Annotated in this window: 17 protein-coding genes, 1 tRNA gene and 1 pseudogene; 12 read left to right on the plus strand and 7 right to left on the minus strand. The window is 70.7% G+C overall.

Features of this window, described 5'->3' with window-relative positions; translation table 11 throughout:
• The first annotated feature begins 75 nt into the window (after nucleotides 1–75).
• Nucleotides 76–924, plus strand: a complete 849-nt coding sequence (locus B9O00_RS03005; protein ID WP_085120924.1) for an amidohydrolase family protein — start codon at nucleotides 76–78, stop codon at nucleotides 922–924.
• 1 nt (nucleotide 925) lies between these two features.
• Here the strand turns inward: B9O00_RS03005 and B9O00_RS03010 are convergent, their stop codons facing one another.
• Entirely contained in the window at nucleotides 926–1,732 is an 807-nt protein-coding gene (locus B9O00_RS03010) for a metal-dependent hydrolase (protein ID WP_085120925.1), read from the minus strand.
• A gap of 200 nt (nucleotides 1,733–1,932) precedes the next feature.
• Between B9O00_RS03010 and B9O00_RS03015 the strand changes: the two genes are divergently transcribed.
• Nucleotides 1,933–2,970 (plus strand): FecR family protein, encoded by a 1,038-nt coding sequence (locus B9O00_RS03015; RefSeq protein ID WP_085120926.1) that lies wholly within the window; start codon nucleotides 1,933–1,935, stop codon nucleotides 2,968–2,970.
• A 15-nt stretch (nucleotides 2,971–2,985) separates the two neighbouring features.
• On the opposite strand, the gene B9O00_RS03020 is transcribed toward B9O00_RS03015, so the two are convergent.
• Together B9O00_RS03020 and B9O00_RS03025 are read right to left on the minus strand one after the other, a co-directional pair.
• Nucleotides 2,986–3,966: a phosphoribosylaminoimidazolesuccinocarboxamide synthase gene (locus B9O00_RS03020; protein ID WP_085120927.1), complete on the minus strand. Its 981-nt coding sequence runs from the start codon at nucleotides 3,964–3,966 to the stop codon at nucleotides 2,986–2,988.
• A gap of 44 nt (nucleotides 3,967–4,010) precedes the next feature.
• Nucleotides 4,011–4,087 (minus strand) — tRNA-Arg (locus tag B9O00_RS03025).
• 343 nt (nucleotides 4,088–4,430) lie between these two features.
• Here B9O00_RS03025 and B9O00_RS03030 point away from each other — a divergent pair.
• Both B9O00_RS03030 and B9O00_RS03035 read left to right on the plus strand, forming a co-directional pair.
• Complete coding sequence (locus tag B9O00_RS03030) at nucleotides 4,431–5,513, plus strand: hypothetical protein (protein ID WP_089229536.1); 1,083 nt, start codon at nucleotides 4,431–4,433, stop codon at nucleotides 5,511–5,513.
• 7 nt (nucleotides 5,514–5,520) lie between these two features.
• Nucleotides 5,521–5,814 carry a cupin domain-containing protein gene (locus B9O00_RS03035; RefSeq protein ID WP_085120929.1) on the plus strand — a complete coding sequence of 98 codons (294 nt, stop codon included), beginning with the start codon at nucleotides 5,521–5,523 and terminating at the stop codon, nucleotides 5,812–5,814.
• A gap of 29 nt (nucleotides 5,815–5,843) precedes the next feature.
• Here B9O00_RS03035 and B9O00_RS03040 read toward each other — a convergent pair whose 3' ends face one another.
• Complete coding sequence (locus B9O00_RS03040) at nucleotides 5,844–7,430, minus strand: gamma-glutamyltransferase family protein (RefSeq protein ID WP_085120930.1); 1,587 nt, start codon at nucleotides 7,428–7,430, stop codon at nucleotides 5,844–5,846.
• Between the two features lie 86 nt (nucleotides 7,431–7,516).
• Here B9O00_RS03040 and B9O00_RS03045 point away from each other — a divergent pair, with 86 nt between their 5' ends.
• From B9O00_RS03045 to B9O00_RS03075, 8 genes and pseudogenes are all read left to right on the plus strand, one after another.
• Complete coding sequence (locus tag B9O00_RS03045) at nucleotides 7,517–7,984, plus strand: DUF4864 domain-containing protein (RefSeq protein ID WP_085120931.1); 468 nt, start codon at nucleotides 7,517–7,519, stop codon at nucleotides 7,982–7,984.
• A 163-nt stretch (nucleotides 7,985–8,147) separates the two neighbouring features.
• On the plus strand, nucleotides 8,148–9,200 hold the full coding sequence (locus B9O00_RS03050; protein WP_085120932.1) for a YeiH family protein: 1,053 nt from the start codon (nucleotides 8,148–8,150) through the stop codon (nucleotides 9,198–9,200).
• A 7-nt stretch (nucleotides 9,201–9,207) separates the two neighbouring features.
• Nucleotides 9,208–10,101, plus strand: a complete 894-nt coding sequence (locus B9O00_RS03055; protein ID WP_085120933.1) for a LysR family transcriptional regulator — start codon at nucleotides 9,208–9,210, stop codon at nucleotides 10,099–10,101.
• A gap of 71 nt (nucleotides 10,102–10,172) precedes the next feature.
• Nucleotides 10,173–10,646, plus strand: a complete 474-nt coding sequence (gpt, locus tag B9O00_RS03060; RefSeq protein ID WP_085120934.1) for a xanthine phosphoribosyltransferase — start codon at nucleotides 10,173–10,175, stop codon at nucleotides 10,644–10,646.
• A gap of 186 nt (nucleotides 10,647–10,832) precedes the next feature.
• Complete coding sequence (locus tag B9O00_RS03065) at nucleotides 10,833–12,656, plus strand: RHS repeat-associated core domain-containing protein (RefSeq protein ID WP_085120935.1); 1,824 nt, start codon at nucleotides 10,833–10,835, stop codon at nucleotides 12,654–12,656.
• Nucleotides 12,653–13,318, plus strand: a complete 666-nt coding sequence (locus B9O00_RS32295; protein WP_143596126.1) for a hypothetical protein — start codon at nucleotides 12,653–12,655, stop codon at nucleotides 13,316–13,318. The genes B9O00_RS03065 and B9O00_RS32295 overlap by 4 nt, the downstream gene beginning before the upstream one ends.
• Nucleotides 13,311–13,517, plus strand: coding sequence for a hypothetical protein (locus B9O00_RS03070; protein ID WP_085120936.1), 207 nt, complete (start codon nucleotides 13,311–13,313; stop codon nucleotides 13,515–13,517). Before B9O00_RS32295 ends, B9O00_RS03070 begins: the two co-directional genes overlap by 8 nt.
• Nucleotides 13,518–14,018: 501 nt before the next feature.
• Nucleotides 14,019–15,008 (plus strand): annotated as a pseudogene (locus tag B9O00_RS03075) (GspE/PulE family protein); the annotation flags it as partial.
• 26 nt (nucleotides 15,009–15,034) lie between these two features.
• Here the strand turns inward: B9O00_RS03075 and panC are convergent.
• From panC to B9O00_RS03090, 3 genes are all read right to left on the minus strand, one after another.
• The gene (gene panC, locus B9O00_RS33650) at nucleotides 15,035–15,892 is read right to left on the minus strand and encodes a pantoate--beta-alanine ligase (protein ID WP_235017019.1); all 858 of its coding nucleotides are present in this window, start codon (nucleotides 15,890–15,892) and stop codon (nucleotides 15,035–15,037) included.
• 43 nt (nucleotides 15,893–15,935) lie between these two features.
• Nucleotides 15,936–16,733 carry a 3-methyl-2-oxobutanoate hydroxymethyltransferase gene (gene panB, locus B9O00_RS03085; protein ID WP_085120939.1) on the minus strand — a complete coding sequence of 266 codons (798 nt, stop codon included), beginning with the start codon at nucleotides 16,731–16,733 and terminating at the stop codon, nucleotides 15,936–15,938.
• Nucleotides 16,734–16,879: 146 nt separating this feature from the next.
• On the minus strand, nucleotides 16,880–17,542 hold the full coding sequence (locus B9O00_RS03090; protein WP_218822770.1) for a cyclic nucleotide-binding domain-containing protein: 663 nt from the start codon (nucleotides 17,540–17,542) through the stop codon (nucleotides 16,880–16,882).
• Nucleotides 17,543–17,647 lie beyond the last annotated feature (105 nt).

Here is a 17,647-nt window from a genome sequence, read left to right on the forward strand (position 1 = left end):
TCTATAGGACTAGAGGATTATCGTGCGCCGTGCAACAGCCTGCTGCCCGCCGGGCCGCCGGCGACGGCGGAGGCGATGGAGCTGACGGGCAAGGTGACCTCGGAACGGGCTGGCGAGGGCGGGGAAGCGACGGCGGAGCCGCTCGATGCCCACGCCCATGTCTTCGATCTCTCGGGCCCGCTCGCCAGCGGGCGGCGCTACACGCCGCGGCGGCCGGCGCCCGTCGCCGACTACCTGGCGCTGCTCGACGCCGTCGGCATCGGCCGCGCGCTGCTGGTCCAGCCGTCGTTCCTCGGCAGCGACAACCGCTTCCTCCTGCGGGCGCTGGCGGCGCTGCCGGCGCGCTTCCGCGGCGTCGCGGTGGTCGAGCCGGACTGCCCGGAGCCGGCACTGGCCGAGCTCCGGGCGCGCGGCGTCGTCGGCCTGCGGCTGAACATCCTGGAGCGCCCCGCCGAGCTCGGCCTGACCGCGGCAGAGGTCGGGCTCGCGCGCCGCGCCGCGGGGCTCGGCCTGCACCTGGAGCTGCACTGCCGGGGGGGCGCCCTGCCGCGGCTGCTCGACCGCCTGGAGCGGGCCGGCGTCGACCGGCTGGTGGTCGACCACTACGGCCGGCCGGATCCGGCGCGGGGCCTCGCCGACCCGGGCTTCCGCCGCCTGCTCGACAGCGGGCCGGCGGGCCCGGCCTGGGTCAAGCTCTCCGGGCCCTACCGCTGCGGCGGCGTGCCGACCGAGCCCTACCTCGACGCCCTGGCGGAGCGGCTCGGGCCGGGCCGGCTGGTCTGGGGCAGCGACTGGCCCTGGACCCAGCACGAGGACGGCCGCGACTTCGCCCGGCTGCGCGACGGGCCGGCCCGACGGCTCGGGGCCGCGGCCATGGCTGCGGTCGACGCGACCGCCGGCCGGCTCTGGAGCGGAACGATCTAGCTCAGAACGCGCGCGTCTCGCCCGGCTTCATGACGACGACCTCGGCCTCGAAGCCGCCGAGCGCCTGCTCGAACTGCTCCGGCGTGCCCTTGAGCGGCGGGAAGGTGCCGTAGTGCATCGGCACCACGACCGGCGCCTTGATCAGCTCGCGCTCGGCATAGGCGGCGTGGGCCGGATCCATGGTGAAGTGCCCGCCGACCGGCAGGAAGGCGACGTCCGGATGGTAGTAGGAGCCGATCCAGGCCATGTCGCCGAACACGTCGGTGTCGCCGGCATGGTAGAAGGTCTTGCCGTCCTCCATCCGGACGATGTAGCCGCAGGGCTCGCCGCCCGGATGGCTCTTGCCTTCGTAGACCACGGTCGAGCTGTGCTCCGCGTGGACCATCGTGACGGTGATGCCGTCGCCGAGCGGCTGGATCGGCCCGCCCTTGTTGAAACGGATCAGCTGGTCGCCGGGAACGAGCCCCAGCTGCTGGTAGACGGTGCCCATGTCGGCATTCATGGCGACCTTGGCGCCGGTCATCCTGGCGAGCGCGGCGACGTCGGCCGTATGGTCGAAATGACCGTGGGTCACCAGGATCAGGTCGACCGGCCCGACCTTCGAGAGGTCCTTGAGATCGGCGGGGGGCACGGGGGTCTTGGTGATGAAGGGGTCGATGACGATGACCTTGCCGCCCGGGGTCGTGATCCGGAAGGCGGACTGGCCGTACCACAGCAGTTCCGCGGCCCGGCTCGCGACCGGGGCGAGCAGCAGCGCGGTGCTCGCCAGCACACCGACGGCGACCGCGCGAATCTTCTTCGTGAGCATCGGATGCCTCCTCCCTGAGCGCCTGCCTCGAGCCGGGGCCTGTCGGCCCCTCGTGCCGACAACGCTAGGCCGGGACGGGCCGTATCGAGTCATCAAATTCCCGCGAAAGCCGCGGGCCTCGATGATTCGGTCGCGGTGACCGGCGCGGACGGAAGGGTATATCTCTTGCCCACGGTGACGATCCGGACGGGAGCGGCGGGGTGAGCGACGAGGCGCGGATGGCCGCGGACGAGCAGACGAGCGAGCGGCAGGCCGCGGACTGGATCGTCCGCCTGTCCGATCCGGCCCTGAGCCCCGCGCAGCGCGCCCGGCTGCAGGAACAGTGCGAGGCGTGGCGTGCCGCCGCGCCCGCCCACCGCGCCGCCTATCGGGACGTCGACCGGATCTGGCGCCTGCTGCGCACGGCGGCGCTCGAGGCCGGGACCCTGTCGAAGGCGCCGCCGCGCCCGGACGCGGGCGCGGACAGGCCTCGCCGGCGGCGGTGGGTCGGCTGGCTGGCGGCGGCGCTGGCCCTGCTCCTGCTGCTCGGCCTCGCCCGCTTCTATCTCGGCGATCCGCTGGTCGCGCTCAGCGCCGACTACCGCACCGGCCCCGGCGAGACGCGCAGCATCGCGCTGGCCGACGGCAGCAGCGTCGTGCTGGACGCCAACAGCGCGATCGCGGTCGAGCCGGCGGCCGGCGGCCGGCATCTGCGGCTGCTCGCGGGCTCGGCCGCCTTCACCGTCGTCAAGGCGAAGGCCAAGACGGAGGCAGGGGCCGAGACGGGCGCCGCCGCCCCCTTCGTCGTCGAGGCCGACGGTCTGGAGGTGCGCGCCGAGGGCACGCGCTTCGAGCTGCAGCTCGACGACGAGGCGGCCCGGATCACGGTGCTGGAGGATCTGGTCCGGGTCGCGCGCCACGGCGAGCCGGAGGCCGCGGCCGTGGTCGTCGGGCCCGGCGAGCGGCTGACCATCCCCGCCGACGGCGAGACCGAAACCCTGGAGCCGGTCGACCCGGCGCAGGCGACGGCCTGGCAGCAGGGCCGCCTCGTCGTCGACAAGCGGCCCCTCGCCGAGGTCGTGGCCGCACTGAACCGGCACCGGCGCGGCCGCCTGCTGATCGCCGATCCGGCGCTGGCCGGCCGCGAGGTCAGCGGCAGCCTGCCGCTCGACGCGCCGGCCGAGGCCGATGCCGCGCTGGCCGGCCAGCTCGGCGCCTCGCTGCTCGAGCTGCCGCCCTTCCTGGCCGTGCTGTACTGAAGCGCGCCGCCGGCGTCAGGGCCGGCTGAAATAGGGCGCGAGGTTGGCCCGGACGCGCTCGAGGACCGGCCGCTCGTCCGCCGGGAAGGCGAAGGCCTCGCCGGTGATCGTCTCGAAGGCCCGGATGTAGACCTCGGCGGTCTGCAGGATCAGCTCGGCCGGGATCTCGGGGATCGGGTCGCGATAGGGGTCGCAGCGCTCGGCGACCCAGCTGCGCACGAAGTCCTTGTCGAAGGACTCCGGCCGCTCGCCGGCCGCGAAGCGCGCCGGGTAGCTGTCGGCCAGCCAGTAGCGGCTGCTGTCCGGCGTGTGGATCTCGTCGGCCAGCACGATGCGGCCCTCGGCGTCGGTGCCGAACTCGTACTTGGTGTCGGCCAGGATCAGGCCGCGCTCCGCCGAGAGCGCCTGGCCGCGCGCGAAGAGCGCCAGGGCATAGGCCGAGAGCTGCCGCCACTGCGCCTCGGTCAGCAGGCCGCGCTCCAGGATCTCCGCCGGGCTCAGCGGCTCGTCGTGGGCGCCGGCCTCGGCCTTGCTGGTCGGCGTGATGACCGGCTCGGGCAGCTTCTCGTTGGGCCTCAGGCCGTCCGGGAAGGTCAGGCCGTACATCTCGCGCCGGCCGGCCTTGTAGAGCGTCAGGATCGAGGTGCCGGTGGTGCCGGCCAGGTAGCCGCGCACGACGACCTCGACCGGCAGAATGTCGAGGCGCCGGCCGACCACGACGTTCGGGTCGGGATAGTCGAGCACGTGGTTGGGGCAGAGGTCGCGCGTCGCCTCGAACCAGAAGCGCGCGCTCTGGGTCAGCACCTGGCCCTTGAAGGGGATCGCCGCGAGGATGCGGTCGAAGGCGCTGATCCGGTCGGTCGCGATCAGGATGCGCCGGCCGTCGGGCAGGTCGTAGCTCTCGCGCACCTTGCCGCTGTAGCGGTTCGGCAGCTCGGGAATCGCCGCGTCGCGGAGGGTCTGATGCGCGTGCGCCCGCAGGGCGGTCAGGTCCATCGGCCTCGTCCGGCGTCAGGCTTCAGGTCTGTCGGAAAGAAAAGTGGCGCGCCCGAGAAGATTCGAACTCCTAACCTTCTGATCCGTAGTCAGATGCTCTATCCAGTTGAGCTACGGGCGCTTTGAAGAGGCTGCGGACCCGACCGGGCGCCGCGAGGGCGGTTGTCTAGCAAAAGCCGGCGGTCGAGGCAAGCAGTCTCGGCAGGGCGCCTGCACCGCTCGCGCGAGACGCCGCCGCAGTCCGCCTTCCAGGCTTAGCAGATTCTTAAGAGGGACCTGCGAAGCCCTTGAGTCTTCGAAAGAGTCCTGCGGATGACAGGGGGAAATGCGCCTTGTCCGGACTCCAGTCATTCGTTAGTCTCCGCCAAGCGGGAGACAGCCCGACTCCGTGATCTTCGCAAGGAATGTGGCGCATGCAACGACGCGGGGGGCAAAAGTCGGGCGGTTCGGGGCGGAAGGAACACATGACGGGTCTTAGCCGCGTCCTGGCATTCGGCATGCTTCTGGCGCTCTGCGCCTGCTCGTTCAGCGACGAGGCGATGATGCCCTCGCTGTTCGGCAGCGGCAGCGTCGGCGACAGCGGGCTCGCGCTCGGCACCAGCACCTTCGTGCCCCCCGGCGTGACGCCGGGCCGCTCGACCGGCACCGCGGTCGGCGACCGGGTCGACGAGCTGCGCGACCAGCTGAAGACCCTGCAGAGCCAGATCATCGACGAGAACAACAAGCTGCAGACGCTGCGCCAGACCTCCCGCCAGGGCGCGGCCGCCTATCACGAGCTCAAGGGCCGCATGAACGCGCGGCTGACCGTCGGCACCACGCCCGGCAACCCCGAGCTGGTCAAGGACTGGCGGCAGGCCCAGAAGGAGCTCTCCCAGGTCGATTCCTCGATCAACTCGATGAACGCCCTGTCGAACGAGGTCGACGGCTCGGCGACGCTCGGCGCCTACCTGCTGCAGGCGATCCCCGCGACCCTGCGCATCTCCGGCGCGGTCGACGAGGACCACCGCCAGCTCGCGGTCCTGGAGGACGAGACCAACCAGACCGTCGTGCTGGTCGACCGGCTGCAGAGCGAGCTGAGCGAGGACGTCGCCCGCCAGAGCGCCTACCTCTCGACCGAGCGCGCCAACCTGACCGCGACCTCGGTCGCGATCAAGAACGGCGAGTACGTCGGCGTCTCCCTGGCCAACCGGGCCTACGGCGTGCCGCCGCCGCCGCCGCCGCAGGGCGCCGCCCCCCTGGTCGGCCGCGTCCGCCCGCTGGTCGTGATCCGCTTCGACCGCCAGAACGTCGACTACGAGCCGGCCCTCTTCTCGGCGGTCAGCGCGGCGCTCGAGCGCAAGCCCAACGCCGGCTTCGACCTGGTCGCGGTGGCGCCGGGCAGCGGTCCGGCCGGCGAGGTCAACCTGGCCGCCCAGACGACCCGGCAGAACGCCGAGAAGGTGCTGCGCTCGCTGACCAACATGGGCCTGCCGGCCGACCGCGTCTCGCTGTCCTCCGTGACCAACCCGTCGGCGACCGTCGGCGAGGTCCACGTTTACGTCCGCTGAGCGCACCATGGCTGAGCCCGGCAAGGCGGCGGTCCCGACGGTCCAGGTCGACAACGAGCGGACCCGCGTCACCGAGTGGCGCTTCGCGCCGGGCGCGGCGACCGGCTGGCACCGGCACGACTACGACTACGTGGTCGTGCCGATGACCCCGGGCCGGCTGAAGCTGGTCGACGCCGAGGGCAAGGCGAGCTTCGCCGAGCTGACCCCCGGCGTCTCCTACTTCAAGCAGGCCGGCGTCGAGCACGACGTCTTCAATCCCAACGAGGGCGAGTTCGTCTTCGTCGAGATCGAGTTCAAGTAGGGCCGGGCCCGCCCCCCACGCCCCCCGCTTCAGAACCCGGCCACCGAGCCGTCGCTGCGCGGGTCCGCGGCGCCCTCCAGGCGGCCGTCGGGATAGAGCCGGATCGCGCCGGCGTGGCCCATCACCTCGTCGTAGGCGCCGACCGGCTCGACCGCATGGCCGGCCGCGGCCAGCGCCTCGATCAGCGCCGGGTCGAAGCGGCTCTCGAGCTTCAGTGTCACCGATTCCGCGCCCCAGGTCCGGCCGAGCAGCCAGCGCGGCCGGCTGACCGCACGCTGCAGGCCGATGCCGTGCAGCGCGTGGCGGGCGAAGACCGCGGCCTGGGTCTGCGGCTGGCCTTCGCCGCCCATGCAGCCGTAGACCAGGGTCGAGCCGTCCGAGAGGCGTGCCAGCGCCGGGTTCAGGGTGTGGAAGGGCCGCCGCCCCGGCACCAGGCTGCGCGGCGAGCCGGGCTGCAGCTGGAAGGCGGCGCCGCGGTTCTGCCAGACCAGGCCGAGGTCGGCCAGGGTGACGCCCGAGCCGAACTCCCAGTAGAGGCTCTGAATGAAGCTGACCGCCCGGCCTTCGCCGTCGATCGCGCCCATCCAGATGGTGTCGCCCTCGCCCGGCAGGGGCTGTGGCCAGGGCGCGGCCCGGCGCCGGTCGATCGCAGCCAGCTCGGCATCCAGCGCCGCGTCGGTCAGGCAGGCCGCCGGGTCCTCGGTCATCGCCTCGGGATCGCCGACGACGCGGTCGCGGATCAGGAAGGCGCGCTTGGTCGCCTCCACCAGCCGGTGCAGGAAGTCGAAGCCCTCCGGCGCCTCGGCGGCCATCCGCTCGTAGAGCGCCAGGATCGCCAGCGAGGCGAGGCCCTGGGTCGGCGGCGGCAGGTTGTGCAGCCGGCCGGCGGCCAGCTCGACCGTGAGCGGCGCGACCCGCCGGGCGCGATAGCCGGCGAGGTCGGCCGCGGCGACCGGGCTGCCGGCGGCCTGCAGGCCGGCGCCGATCGCCGCCGCGAGCTCGCCGCGGTAGAAGTCGTCGAGCCCGGCCTCGGCCAGGCGCTCGAGCGTCGCCGCCAGCCCCGGCTGGCGCAGGCGCTCGCCCGGCGCCGGCGGGCGGCCGTCGAGCAGGAAGGTCTCGGCGAAGCCGGGAAGGCCGAGCAGCTCGTCCAGCTTGCCGAGGGTCAGGCGCGCCTGGCTCTCGGTCACGGCGACGCCCTCGCGGGCGTGCCAGAGCGCCTCCTCGAGCAGGCGGCCCAGCGGCAGGCGGCCGCCCCAGCCCTTCGAGACCTCCAGCGCGACGCGCCAGCCGTCGACCGCGCCGGCGACGGTGTTGGCGGCCAGGGGCCCGCGCGTCGGCACCGCCGCGTGGCCTTCGTAGAGCGCCGGGGTCGCCGCCGCCGCCGCCGTGCCGCAGGCCTCGATCGCGACCGGCGCCTTGCCGGGCGCCGCGATCAGCCAGAAGCCGTCGCCGCCGAGCCCGTTCATGTGCGGGTAGACGACGGCGATCGTCGAGGCCATGGCGACCATCGCCTCGACCGCGTTGCCGCCCTCGCGCAGCACCGAGAGGCCGGCCTGGGCGGCCAGGTGATGCGGCGCGGTGGCCATTCCGCGATAGGCCATGAGGCTCTGCAGCATCCGGATCCTTTCGTCCTGCGTAGCGCTGCCGGACTGGTCGCGCGTCCGGCCGGCCACAGTATTAGGAGAAAGCACGGAGTCCAGCCATGGCCAATCCCCGCTCCCTGCCCGGCCACGCCGCCCTGCCCGTCCCGCGGTCGCCCGTCCTGCTGCTGCCCATCCTGCTGCTGGTCGCCGGCCTGCTCGCCGCGGCGCCGGCCCGCGCCCAGGACGCCGAGGCGATCCGCGCGGTCATCGGCCAGCAGCTCGACGCCTTCAGGCGCGACGACGGCGGCGCGGCCTTTTCCTACGCCTCGCCCGGCATCCAGGCCCGCTTCGGCAACGCCGCGACCTTCATGGAGATGGTGCGCGCCGGCTATCCGGCGGTCTACCGGCCGCTCGAGGTCGAGTTCCGCAAGCTCAGCCTGGAGGACGGCAAGGCGGTGCAGGAGGTCTATTTCGTCGGCGCCGACGGCAAGGCCGCGCTGGCGCTCTATCTGATGGAGCGGCAGCCGGACGGCAGCTGGCGGATCAACGGCGTGCGCATGGTCGCGCTGCCCGAGACGATCTCCTGAGGCAGCCGGCGACCGGCCGAGATCTCTCAAAAGCCATACCGTTCGTTTTTATCGAACGATTTGACAAATAACATGCGTTGGATCGATTGTTCCGGCGCTGTCATTCTCCCGGCGAGCCGCAGGAGAGAAAACCGTCCTGCCGCGACGCAGCAGGAGAGAAGAGATGTCCGCGATCGCCCGAGAGCAGTCCCAGAAGGTCCCGCCGCTCGGCGGCCTCGCCGGCATCGCGCCGGGCCTCGTCCTGACCGGGCTGGTGGCGGCGCTCGCCTTCGGGCTGCACCGCCTGCCGGTGATCGGGACGCTCAGCCCGCTGATCCTGGCGACGCTGGTCGGCATGGCCTTCCACAACCTGGTCGGGACCCCCGGACGCGCCAAGGCCGGCATCGCCTTCACCCTGCGCCGCATCCTGCGCCTCGCAATCATCCTGCTCGGCCTGCAGCTGACCGCAGCGCAGGTCGCCGAGGTCGGCGCGCCGGGCATCGCGGTCATCGTCGTCGTGCTGTTCTCGACCTTCGTCTTCACGACCTGGGCCGGCCGCCGGCTCGGCGTCGAGCGCAAGCTGGCCGAGCTGATCGCCGCCGGCACCTCGATCTGCGGCGCCTCGGCGGTGATCGCGACCAACACCGTGACCGGCGCCTCCGACGAGGACGTCGCCTACGCCGTCGCCTGCGTCACGCTGTTCGGCACCGTCGCGATGTTCGCCTATCCGCTGCTGCCGGGCCTGCTGCACCTCGACCCGCAGGCCTTCGGCCTCTGGGCCGGCTCCTCGATCCACGAGATCGCGCAGGTCGTCGCCGCGGCCTTCCAGAACGGCCCCGCCTCCGGCCAGTTCGGCACGGTCGCCAAGCTGTCGCGCGTGATGATGCTGGCGCCGGTCGTGCTGGGCCTCGGCCTGCTGGCCGCCCGCCGGGCCCGCGCCGCGGGCGGTGCCCAGGGCGATCGGGGCCACAGCCACGCGCGCGCGCCGATCCCCTGGTTCGCCTTCGGCTTCATCGCCATGGTCGTGCTGAACAGCCTGGTCACCGTGCCGGCCGAGGCGAAGTCGGTGATCGTGCCGGTCACGACCTTCCTGCTGTCGATGGCGCTGGCCGCCATGGGCCTCGCGACCGACTTCCGCAAGCTGCGCGAGAAGGGCCTCAGGCCGGCGCTGCTCGGCCTCGGCGCCTTCCTGTTCATCGCCAGCTTCAGCCTGCTGCTGGTCGAGGTCGTGCTATGAAGCCGGGATGACGCTGGAGCAGCTGCGCATCTTCGTCGCCGTCGCCGAGCGCGAGCACGTCACCCGGGCGGCCCGCGACCTCAGCCTGACCCAGTCGGCGACCAGCGCCGCCGTCGCCGCGCTGGAAGCCCGCTACCAGACCCGGCTGTTCGACCGGGTCGGCCGCCGCATCGTGCTGACCGAGGCCGGGCGGATCTTCCTGGAGGAGGCCCGCGCCGTCCTGGCCCGTGCCGCCTCGGCGGAGACCGCCCTCGCCGACCTCGCCGGCCTCAAGCGCGGCTCGCTCTCCCTGGCCGCCAGCCAGACCGTCGGCAACTACTGGCTGCCGCCGCTGATGCAGCGCTACCGCGCGCGCTTCCCCGACATCGCCCTCGAGGTCCGCATCGGCAACACCGAGACGGTCGCCGGCTGGGTGCGCGAGGGCGTCGCCGACCTCGGCTTCGTCGAGGGCGAGGTCGACGGGCCGGAGCTCGAGGCCCGGCCGGTCGCCGAGGACGAGCTGGTCCTGGTGGTCGGCGCGGGCCATCCCTGGGCGAGGGCGACGCCGGCAGGGCCGCTCGACTTCGCCGCGACCGACTGGGTGATCCGCGAGCGCGGCTCCGGCACCCGCGCCGCGCTGGAGGCCGCCGCCGCGGCCGCCGGCCTGGCGCCGGAGGCCCTGCCGGTCGCCTTCGAGTTCCCCTCCAACGAGGCGGTGCGCGCCGCCGTCGAGGCGGGAGGCGGCGCCTCGGTGATGTCCCGCCTGGTCGCCGGGGCGGCGCTCAAGGCCGGCACGCTGGTCGCGCTCGACCTGGCGCTGCCGTCGCGGCGCTTCTCGCTGCTGCGCCACCGCCGCCGCTCGGTGACCGCCGCCGAGCGCGAGTTCTGCGCCCTGGCGCCCGGCGGGGACGCGGCGGCCTGAAGAGCGCGCGCCGGCTTGCGGCGATGGCCCGGCTCGGCTAGAGCCCTGGTCGAACAGCGCACGAGGGCCCGATGAGCGACCATCCCTTCACCAAGACCTTCCCCGTCTCCTGGTGGGAGCTGCACCGCGACTCCAGGGCCCTGGCCTGGCGGCTGATGGAGCGGGGGCCCTTCCAGGGCGTCGTCGCGATCACCCGCGGCGGCCTGGTGCCGGCCGCGGTGGTCGCCCGCGAGCTGGAGATCCGCACGATCGACACGATCTGCATCGCCAGCTACGACGACAAGAAGCAGGGCGAGCTGACGGTGCTGAAGGGCGTGCCCGGCGACGGCGAGGGCTGGGTCGTGGTCGACGACCTGGTCGACACCGGCAAGACCTACCGCAAGGTCCGCGAGATGCTGCCCAAGGCGCACTTCGCCACGGTCTACGCCAAGCCGGCCGGCCGGCCGCTGGTCGACAGCTACGTCACCGAGGTCAGCCAGGACACCTGGATCCTCTTCCCCTGGGACGCCGAGATGCAGGAGGTCGCGCCGATCGCGCGGCGCTAAGGGGACGTTCGAGGCAGCGCCGGCCCACGCCAGCCGAGGGCATCGGCAAAGAGGCCGAGGTCACGATCAGAGACGGTCGACTACGACGCGGTCGGCAACATCACCTACAAGTCGGACGTAGGCACCTACTCCTACGCGCCGGCCGGCGGCGCGCTGCCCCATGCGGTCGCCTCGATCAGCGGCACGTTGACCACCAGCTTCAGCTACGACGCCAAGGGCAACATGCTCTCCGGCAACGGCCGGGTGATGACCTGGACGGCCTTCGACCAGCCGGCGACGGTCGAGCGCAACGGCCAGACGCTGATCTTCGGCTACGGCCCGGAGCACCAGCGGGTGACCCAGTCGGCGCCCGGCGCGATGACCTACTACATCGGCCTCTCGGCCAGTGCGCACCTGGAGAAGACCGTCGACGCGGTCACCGGTCTCGCGCGCTACGAGGCGCTGATCCACGCCGGCGGCAGCACGGTGGCGACGCTCTACGAGATCGAGGAGGCGGGCGGCGGCGGGACCACGACGATCTCGACCATGACCCGCTACTTCCAGGCCGACAACCTGGGCTCGATCTCGGTCATCACCGACGAGGCGGGCCAGGTCGTCGAGCGGCTGAGCTACGACGCCTGGGGCAAGCGGCGCTTTACCGACGGCACGGACGACCCGCAGGAGACGATCACCAGCCTGACCAACCGGGGCTTCACCCAGCACGAGCACCTGGAGGAGGTCGCGCTCGTGCACATGAACGGCCGGCTCTACGACGCGCAGATCGGCCGCTTCCTGTCGGCCGACATCGCGATCCAGGACCTGACCAACTCCCAGGCCTTCAACGCCTACAGCTACGTCCTCAACAACCCGCTCGCCTACACCGACCCGACCGGCTTCTTCTTCGGCTTCTTCAAGCACATCGTGAAGAGCATCGTCTCGGCGGTGGTCCACGTCGTCGAGAAGACGATCATCGAGCCGCACGTCGCGATCATCAGCAAGGGCATCGAGATCGTCCAGCAGAACCAGATCGCCCAGGTCGCCCTGGCCGTGGGCCTGACGGCGGTCCTGGGCCCGGCCGGCGGCTCGCTCGCGATCGGCACGGGCCTGCTCAACGCGACCCAGGCCGCGGTCGTCAGCGGCGTGGTCGTGGGCGGCATCACCGGCGGGCCGAAGGGCGCGATCCTGGGCGGCATCAGCGCCGGCGTCACCTACGGCATCGGCGACGCCTTCCCCAAGGATCAGCTCCTGCAGCGTGTTGTCGCGAACGCCGCTTTCCGGGGTGCACTGGCGGAGGCCACAGGCGGGGACTTCAAGACGGCCGCTCTTTCCGCAGGCTTCAGCGTCGTCGCCGGGCACTATGCAGATGTAGCAACGAAGGGTGATTTTGGCGCTGGGATTGCCGCCTCGGCTGCCGTTGGCGGCACAACGGCACTGATCGGTGGTGGAAAGTTCCAGAACGGTGCTGCGAGCGGGGCTTTCACGTACCTGGCTAGTCACGCAGGTGCCGACAGCCGCGGTGGTGAACCGACGCTGTCGCACTCAGGGAAGGGGGCCACGGCTTTTGTCGGTGGATTTTTCGACCACACGATCAACGGGCCAGCCTATACGGCTTACAATGACTACATCCAGAGCAATCCTGAAGCAGGCGCTGCCTACTTCACATGGGATCAAGGTGGTGCGCTCGCCTCTTGGATCGATTCCTACGGCGGAGCGGTTACGGTAAGCGGTCATAGCTATGGTGGTGATACAGCTGCATCTGTTGTTGCCGCTGGGCATCGGGTAGACTCGTTGATCACGGTAGATCCGGTGAGTTGGATTCGGCCGAACTATGCTGATGTCGCTGCGAACGCTGGTACGTGGACCGACTTCAATGCAGTGGGGGGTGCAGGAAGTTTTGTCAATTTCATCGCCGTTATTGGTGGAGACTGGGGATCTGGCCCTCAACGACTTGCAACGACATTCAAGAATATTGACTTGAATCATGCTAATATTGATCTTGCGTGCATGACGCCGGGAGCTTGTACGAAATGAGGATCACGAAATTGGGTGTTGCCTGTACGGTGGCACTGATTGCAACGCTCTTCAGCGGATGTGCCACCGCCAACACACCTGATGACCTTGCCTTCGTTTCGGTGCAAGCCGTGGATTGGTACGATCAGGATGAGATGCCTGGACCCGCGGCCAGCCCGGTACTTGGCATGGTGAACAGCAGTGACCTGGAACGAAGCGGACAATCACTCACCGGAACAGTGAAACCGCATCGGCTGTTGCTTAAGATCGAGTTCACGAGCGCGACGAATCTGTCTCAGTTTGCAATGGAGCATTTATACAATCTCGGTAACACAGCTTTCCTCTGCAACCGACCAGACGATCGCCTTACTATATCGTTCTCCTATGTTTTTTGGCGTGGCGTGCGGCTTGGTCTACAGGAAATCGACCCGATTCAGAGACAGGATGAACTTTCGAGCGGGAGGATCACCTACTACATTTTCGTAAACGTTGCCGACAAGGAACGTCTGCAAGACAAGCCACCGCAAGCCGCTTTTGATCTTCGTCGGAGCCCCGAGAACATTTGCTTTTACTTGAGAGGTGGTAGCGAATCGGGTCTGGGTTACAAGTCGAATGTGGTCCTTGTTCCCGAGGATGCGATTGCTACAGCGTTGACAAGAGCTTCGATGGGGTCGGGTGGGTAGACACCTGTCGAGCTACTGGGGCTGTCGCAGGTCGCTGCCGAAGTCCTCCCCGCGCTTCGCCGAGATGCAGAAGCTGCCACTGGCCGAGGAGGCCCAGGGCTTGGCGCTGGCCATGGCCGATTCGCTCGACGACGCGGCGGCCGAAGCCGTCGCCTATACCTTCGGGCGAGGCATCGACTGGTTCAGATATGGGACATGAGGGATGAGAATAGCGATCGCTCTTTGGGTGGCGCTATCTGTCGGTGTGGTTTTGGGGTAATCGTCAGCGAGCTTCCTGCGATCTCAGCTCATATGGGGAGGACAATGTCGAGAAGAGATAGTTAAGAAAGTAGTGTCGCCAGGGGGTGTCACCGCAGCAGTTGTTGCTGTGTCCGATTGCAGTGCAACAACAGATTTTGCAACAAGCATCTCATTACTACCAGATGCGAAAATTGGAGAAATCGGAGATGATTATTTTTTCTCCATGCGCGGTCGGAGGGAGATTGATGTTCGCTGGGTTAGTGATGAAGAGGTGCGGGTGACGTATCCCAAAGATGCTCAAGTCTTTAGAAAATCTGTGATTTGGGGGTTGATGCGCATTTCCTACCGGGAATAGCTCCTGGACGGGAGCATTGGGAAGCCCGGTGGGGCTAACAATTCGCGCACGAAAGTGTTGAAGTGGCACAGTAGGCTAAACGACGAGGACGCAGGAGAAGGCTGCATGCATGCACGCGAGCCGACGCTATCCGTAGTGCCCGGCGACCTGCTGGACGGCCTGGTCGCCGACGGCCGGATCGACCGGGCGGCGGCGGGGCGGGCGCGGCATCTGCAGGCCGAGACCGGCGAGCGGCTCGACCGGGTGCTGACCCGGCTCGGGCTGATCGCCGAGACCGAGCTGGCGGCGCGCTTCGCCGAGCTGCTCGGCTTGCCGCAGGTCGCCGCCGAGGCCTTTCCCGCCGGCCCGCTGCACGAGGAGCGGCTGAGCGCGCGCTTCCTCAGGGAGGCGCGGGTGCTGCCGCTGGCCGAGGAGGCCGGGGGCTTGGCGCTGGCCATGGCCGATCCGCTCGACGACGCGGCGGCGGAGGCCGTCGCCTATGCGCTCGGGCGGCCGGTGCTGCGCCGGGTCGCGGTCGCCGGCGACATCGAGCGGGCGCTGGAGCGGCTCTACGGCGACGCCGCTCTCGAGGCGGAAGCGGGGGGCGGGGGCGCCGCCGACACGGCCGCCGAGGCGGCGCTGCGCGCCGAGGACGCCGAGCGGCTGCGCGATCTGGCGAGCGACGCGCCGGTCATCCGCCTGGTCAACCGCTGGCTCGCCGAGGCGGTCGAGGCCGGCGCCTCGGACATCCACCTGGAGCCGACCGACAGGGCCCTCTTGGTGCGCCTGCGCATCGACGGCGTGCTGGTCGAGCTGGACAGCCAGCCGCTGGCCCTGCACCTCGCCGTGGTCTCGCGGCTCAAGATCATGGCGCGGCTGGACATCGGCGAGCGGCGCCTGCCCCAGGACGGCCGGCTCGACCTGGCGGTGCGCGGGCGCACGGTCGACGTGCGCGTCTCGATCCTGCCGGCGGTGCGCGGCGAGAGCGTCGTGCTGCGCCTGCTCGACCGCGGCGGCATCGAGCTCGACTTCGCGGCCCTGGGTTTCGACGACGCGACCCGCGACCGCTTCCTGGAGGTCGTCGAGCGGCCGCACGGCATCCTGCTGGTCACCGGCCCGACCGGCAGCCCGACCGGCGCTCCCTACCCTACCGCGACGTTGTCGATGAGCCGGGTGCGGCCCAGCCAGGCGGCGGCGAGCAGGCGGCCGGGGCGCTCCAGGCTGGCGAGCTCGCCCAGGTCGTCGGCGGCGCGCAGCTCGACGTAGTCGATCTTGTCGAAGCCGCCGCGGCCCAGCCTCAGGCGCGCCTGGGCGATGAAGGGCGCGGCCTCGGCGGTCGGGTCGACGGCGATGGCCTCGGCGGTCTCGTTCAGCACCCGGGCGAGCAGCGGCGCCAGGGCGCGCTGCTCCGGCGTCAGCAGGCGGTTCCTCGACGACATGGCGAGGCCGTCGGCCTCGCGCACCGTCGGCACCGCCGCGATCTCGACCGGAATGTCCAGGTCGCGGGCCATGCGCCGCACGATGGTCTGCTGCTGGAAGTCCTTCTCGCCGAAGAAGGCGACGTCGGGCAGGGCCTGGAGCAGCAGCTTGCTGACCACCGTCGTGACGCCGTCGAAGTGGCCGGGCCGGTGCAGCCCGTCGAGGCAGGCCGACAACCCGGCGACCGAGACCCTGGTGACGAAGCCGGGCGGGTAGATGACCGCGACGTCGAGCGGCGCGAACAGCAGGTCGCAGCCGACCGATTCGAGCAGCCGCACGTCCTCGGCCTCGCTGCGCGGATAGCTCTCCAGGTCTTCCTTGCGGTCGAACTGCTTGGGATTGACGAAGATCGTCGCGACCGCCCGGTCGCAGCGCTCCTTGGCGCGGCGTACCAGGGTCAGGTGGCCCTCGTGCAGCGCGCCCATGGTCGGCACCAGGCCGACGGTCTCGCCGGCGCGCCGCCAGCCGGCGACCTGCCCGCGCAGCGCCGCCACGTCGCGGGCGATCGCGAGGCCGCTCACGGCCGGCCGCCCGTCACGTCCATCCGACTCCTGGCCGCCCATCTCATGGCTTGGCGAGGCGCACGACCTGACCATCGCCGGGGAAGCGGCGCTGGCGCACCTCCTCGGCGTAGTCGGCGGCGGCGCGCTCCAGCGCCTCGCCGAGCTCGGCGTAGCGCTTCACGAAGCGCGGCACGTGGCCGACCGTCAGGCCGGCCATGTCGGGCGTGACCAGGACCTGGCCGTCGCAGGAGGCCGAGGCACCGATGCCGATGGTCGGCGCGGCGGCGACCCGCGTCGCCTCGGCCGCGACCTCCTCGACCGTGCCTTCGATGACGATCGCGAAGGCGCCGGCGGCGTCGACGGCCCGGGTGTCCTCGATCACCGCCTCGGCCTCGCCCGGCGTCTTGCCCTGGGTGCGGAAGCCGCCCATCGAGCGGATCATCTGCGGCTTCAGGCCGACATGCCCCATCACCGGGATGCCGCGCTCGACCAGGAAGGCGATGGTCTCGGCCATCTCGCGCCCGCCTTCCAGCTTGACCGCGGCGCAGCCGGTCTCGCGGATCACCCGGACGGCGCTGCGCATCGCCTGCTCGCGCGACTCCTGGTACCAGCCGAAGGGCAGGTCGACGACGACGCAGGCGTGGGCGGCGGCGCGCGCGACGGCGCCGCCGTGGGCGATCATCATGTCGAGGGTGACGCCATGGGTCGTGTCGAAGCCATAGACCACGTTGGCCATGGAATCGCCGACCAGCAGCAGGTCGACCAGCGGGTCCAGGCGCCTGGCCGTCGGGAAGTCGTAGGCGGTCAGGCAGACGATCGGTTCGCCGCCCTTGCGGGCGCGGATCCGGTTCGGCGTCATTGCGGGCGTCGGCTTGGCGGCTCCCCCGTACTCGACCACGGCGGCCTCCTCATGCTGCGCTGCAGGGCGGACAGCATTAGCGCGCCGCCCGCGGCGGCGCAACGCGGGCGGCCGGCACCGAAGCGCAGGCCTCCCTTGTCGTCGTTTCAGTTGCCTTCGGCGATCTCGCGCAGTGCCTCGACGTCGAGCAGGTCGACGCGCCCGGCCGGCAGCAGGGCGATCAGCTTGCCCTGGCGCAGCTGGGTGAAGGTGCGGCTGACCGTCTCGGTGGTCAGGCCCAGGTAGTCGCCGATGTCGTTCCGGCTCATCGGCACCGAGACCGGATTGGCCGTCTGCCCGCGCTGCGCCGCCCGCTGGCCGAGCAGCAGCAGGAAGCTCGCGATCTTCTCGCGGGCGGTCTTGCGGCCGAGCAGCAGCATCTGCTCCTGGGCGGCGGCGAGCTCGTGGCTGGCCATGCCGAGCAGGCGCCGCTCCATGCGCGGATAGCGCTCGAGCAGCGCCTCCAGCTTGCGCCGCGGAAAGCGGCAGAGCGTCGAATGGATGATCGCCTCGGCGCTGTAGGCGTAGACCTCGTCGTCGGCGAGGCCCAGGAAGTCGCCGGAGAACAGGAAGCCGATGATCTGGCGGCGGCCGTCGGGCAGCAGCTTGTAGACCTTCATGGCGCCGGCGGTGACCGAGTAGATGTTGGTCGCTTCCTCGCCCTCGTCGAACAGCGGATCGCCCGGATGCAGCTCGACGTTCTGCACGATCCGCGTGACGTGGTTCAGCTCTTCCTCGCCGAGCGGGGCGCAGAAGGTCAGGTGACGCACGGAACAGGCCCCGCAGGGCGACTCCTTCTCGGCGCCGGCACGTTCCTGGGCCGGCGCCAGGCCGCGGATCCTGCTGATATCGAAAGGAGAAAGTGTCTGGTGCAT

It is taken from the genome of Tistlia consotensis USBA 355 (assembly GCF_900177295.1).
Taxonomy (GTDB): domain Bacteria; phylum Pseudomonadota; class Alphaproteobacteria; order Kiloniellales; family DSM-21159; genus Tistlia; species Tistlia consotensis.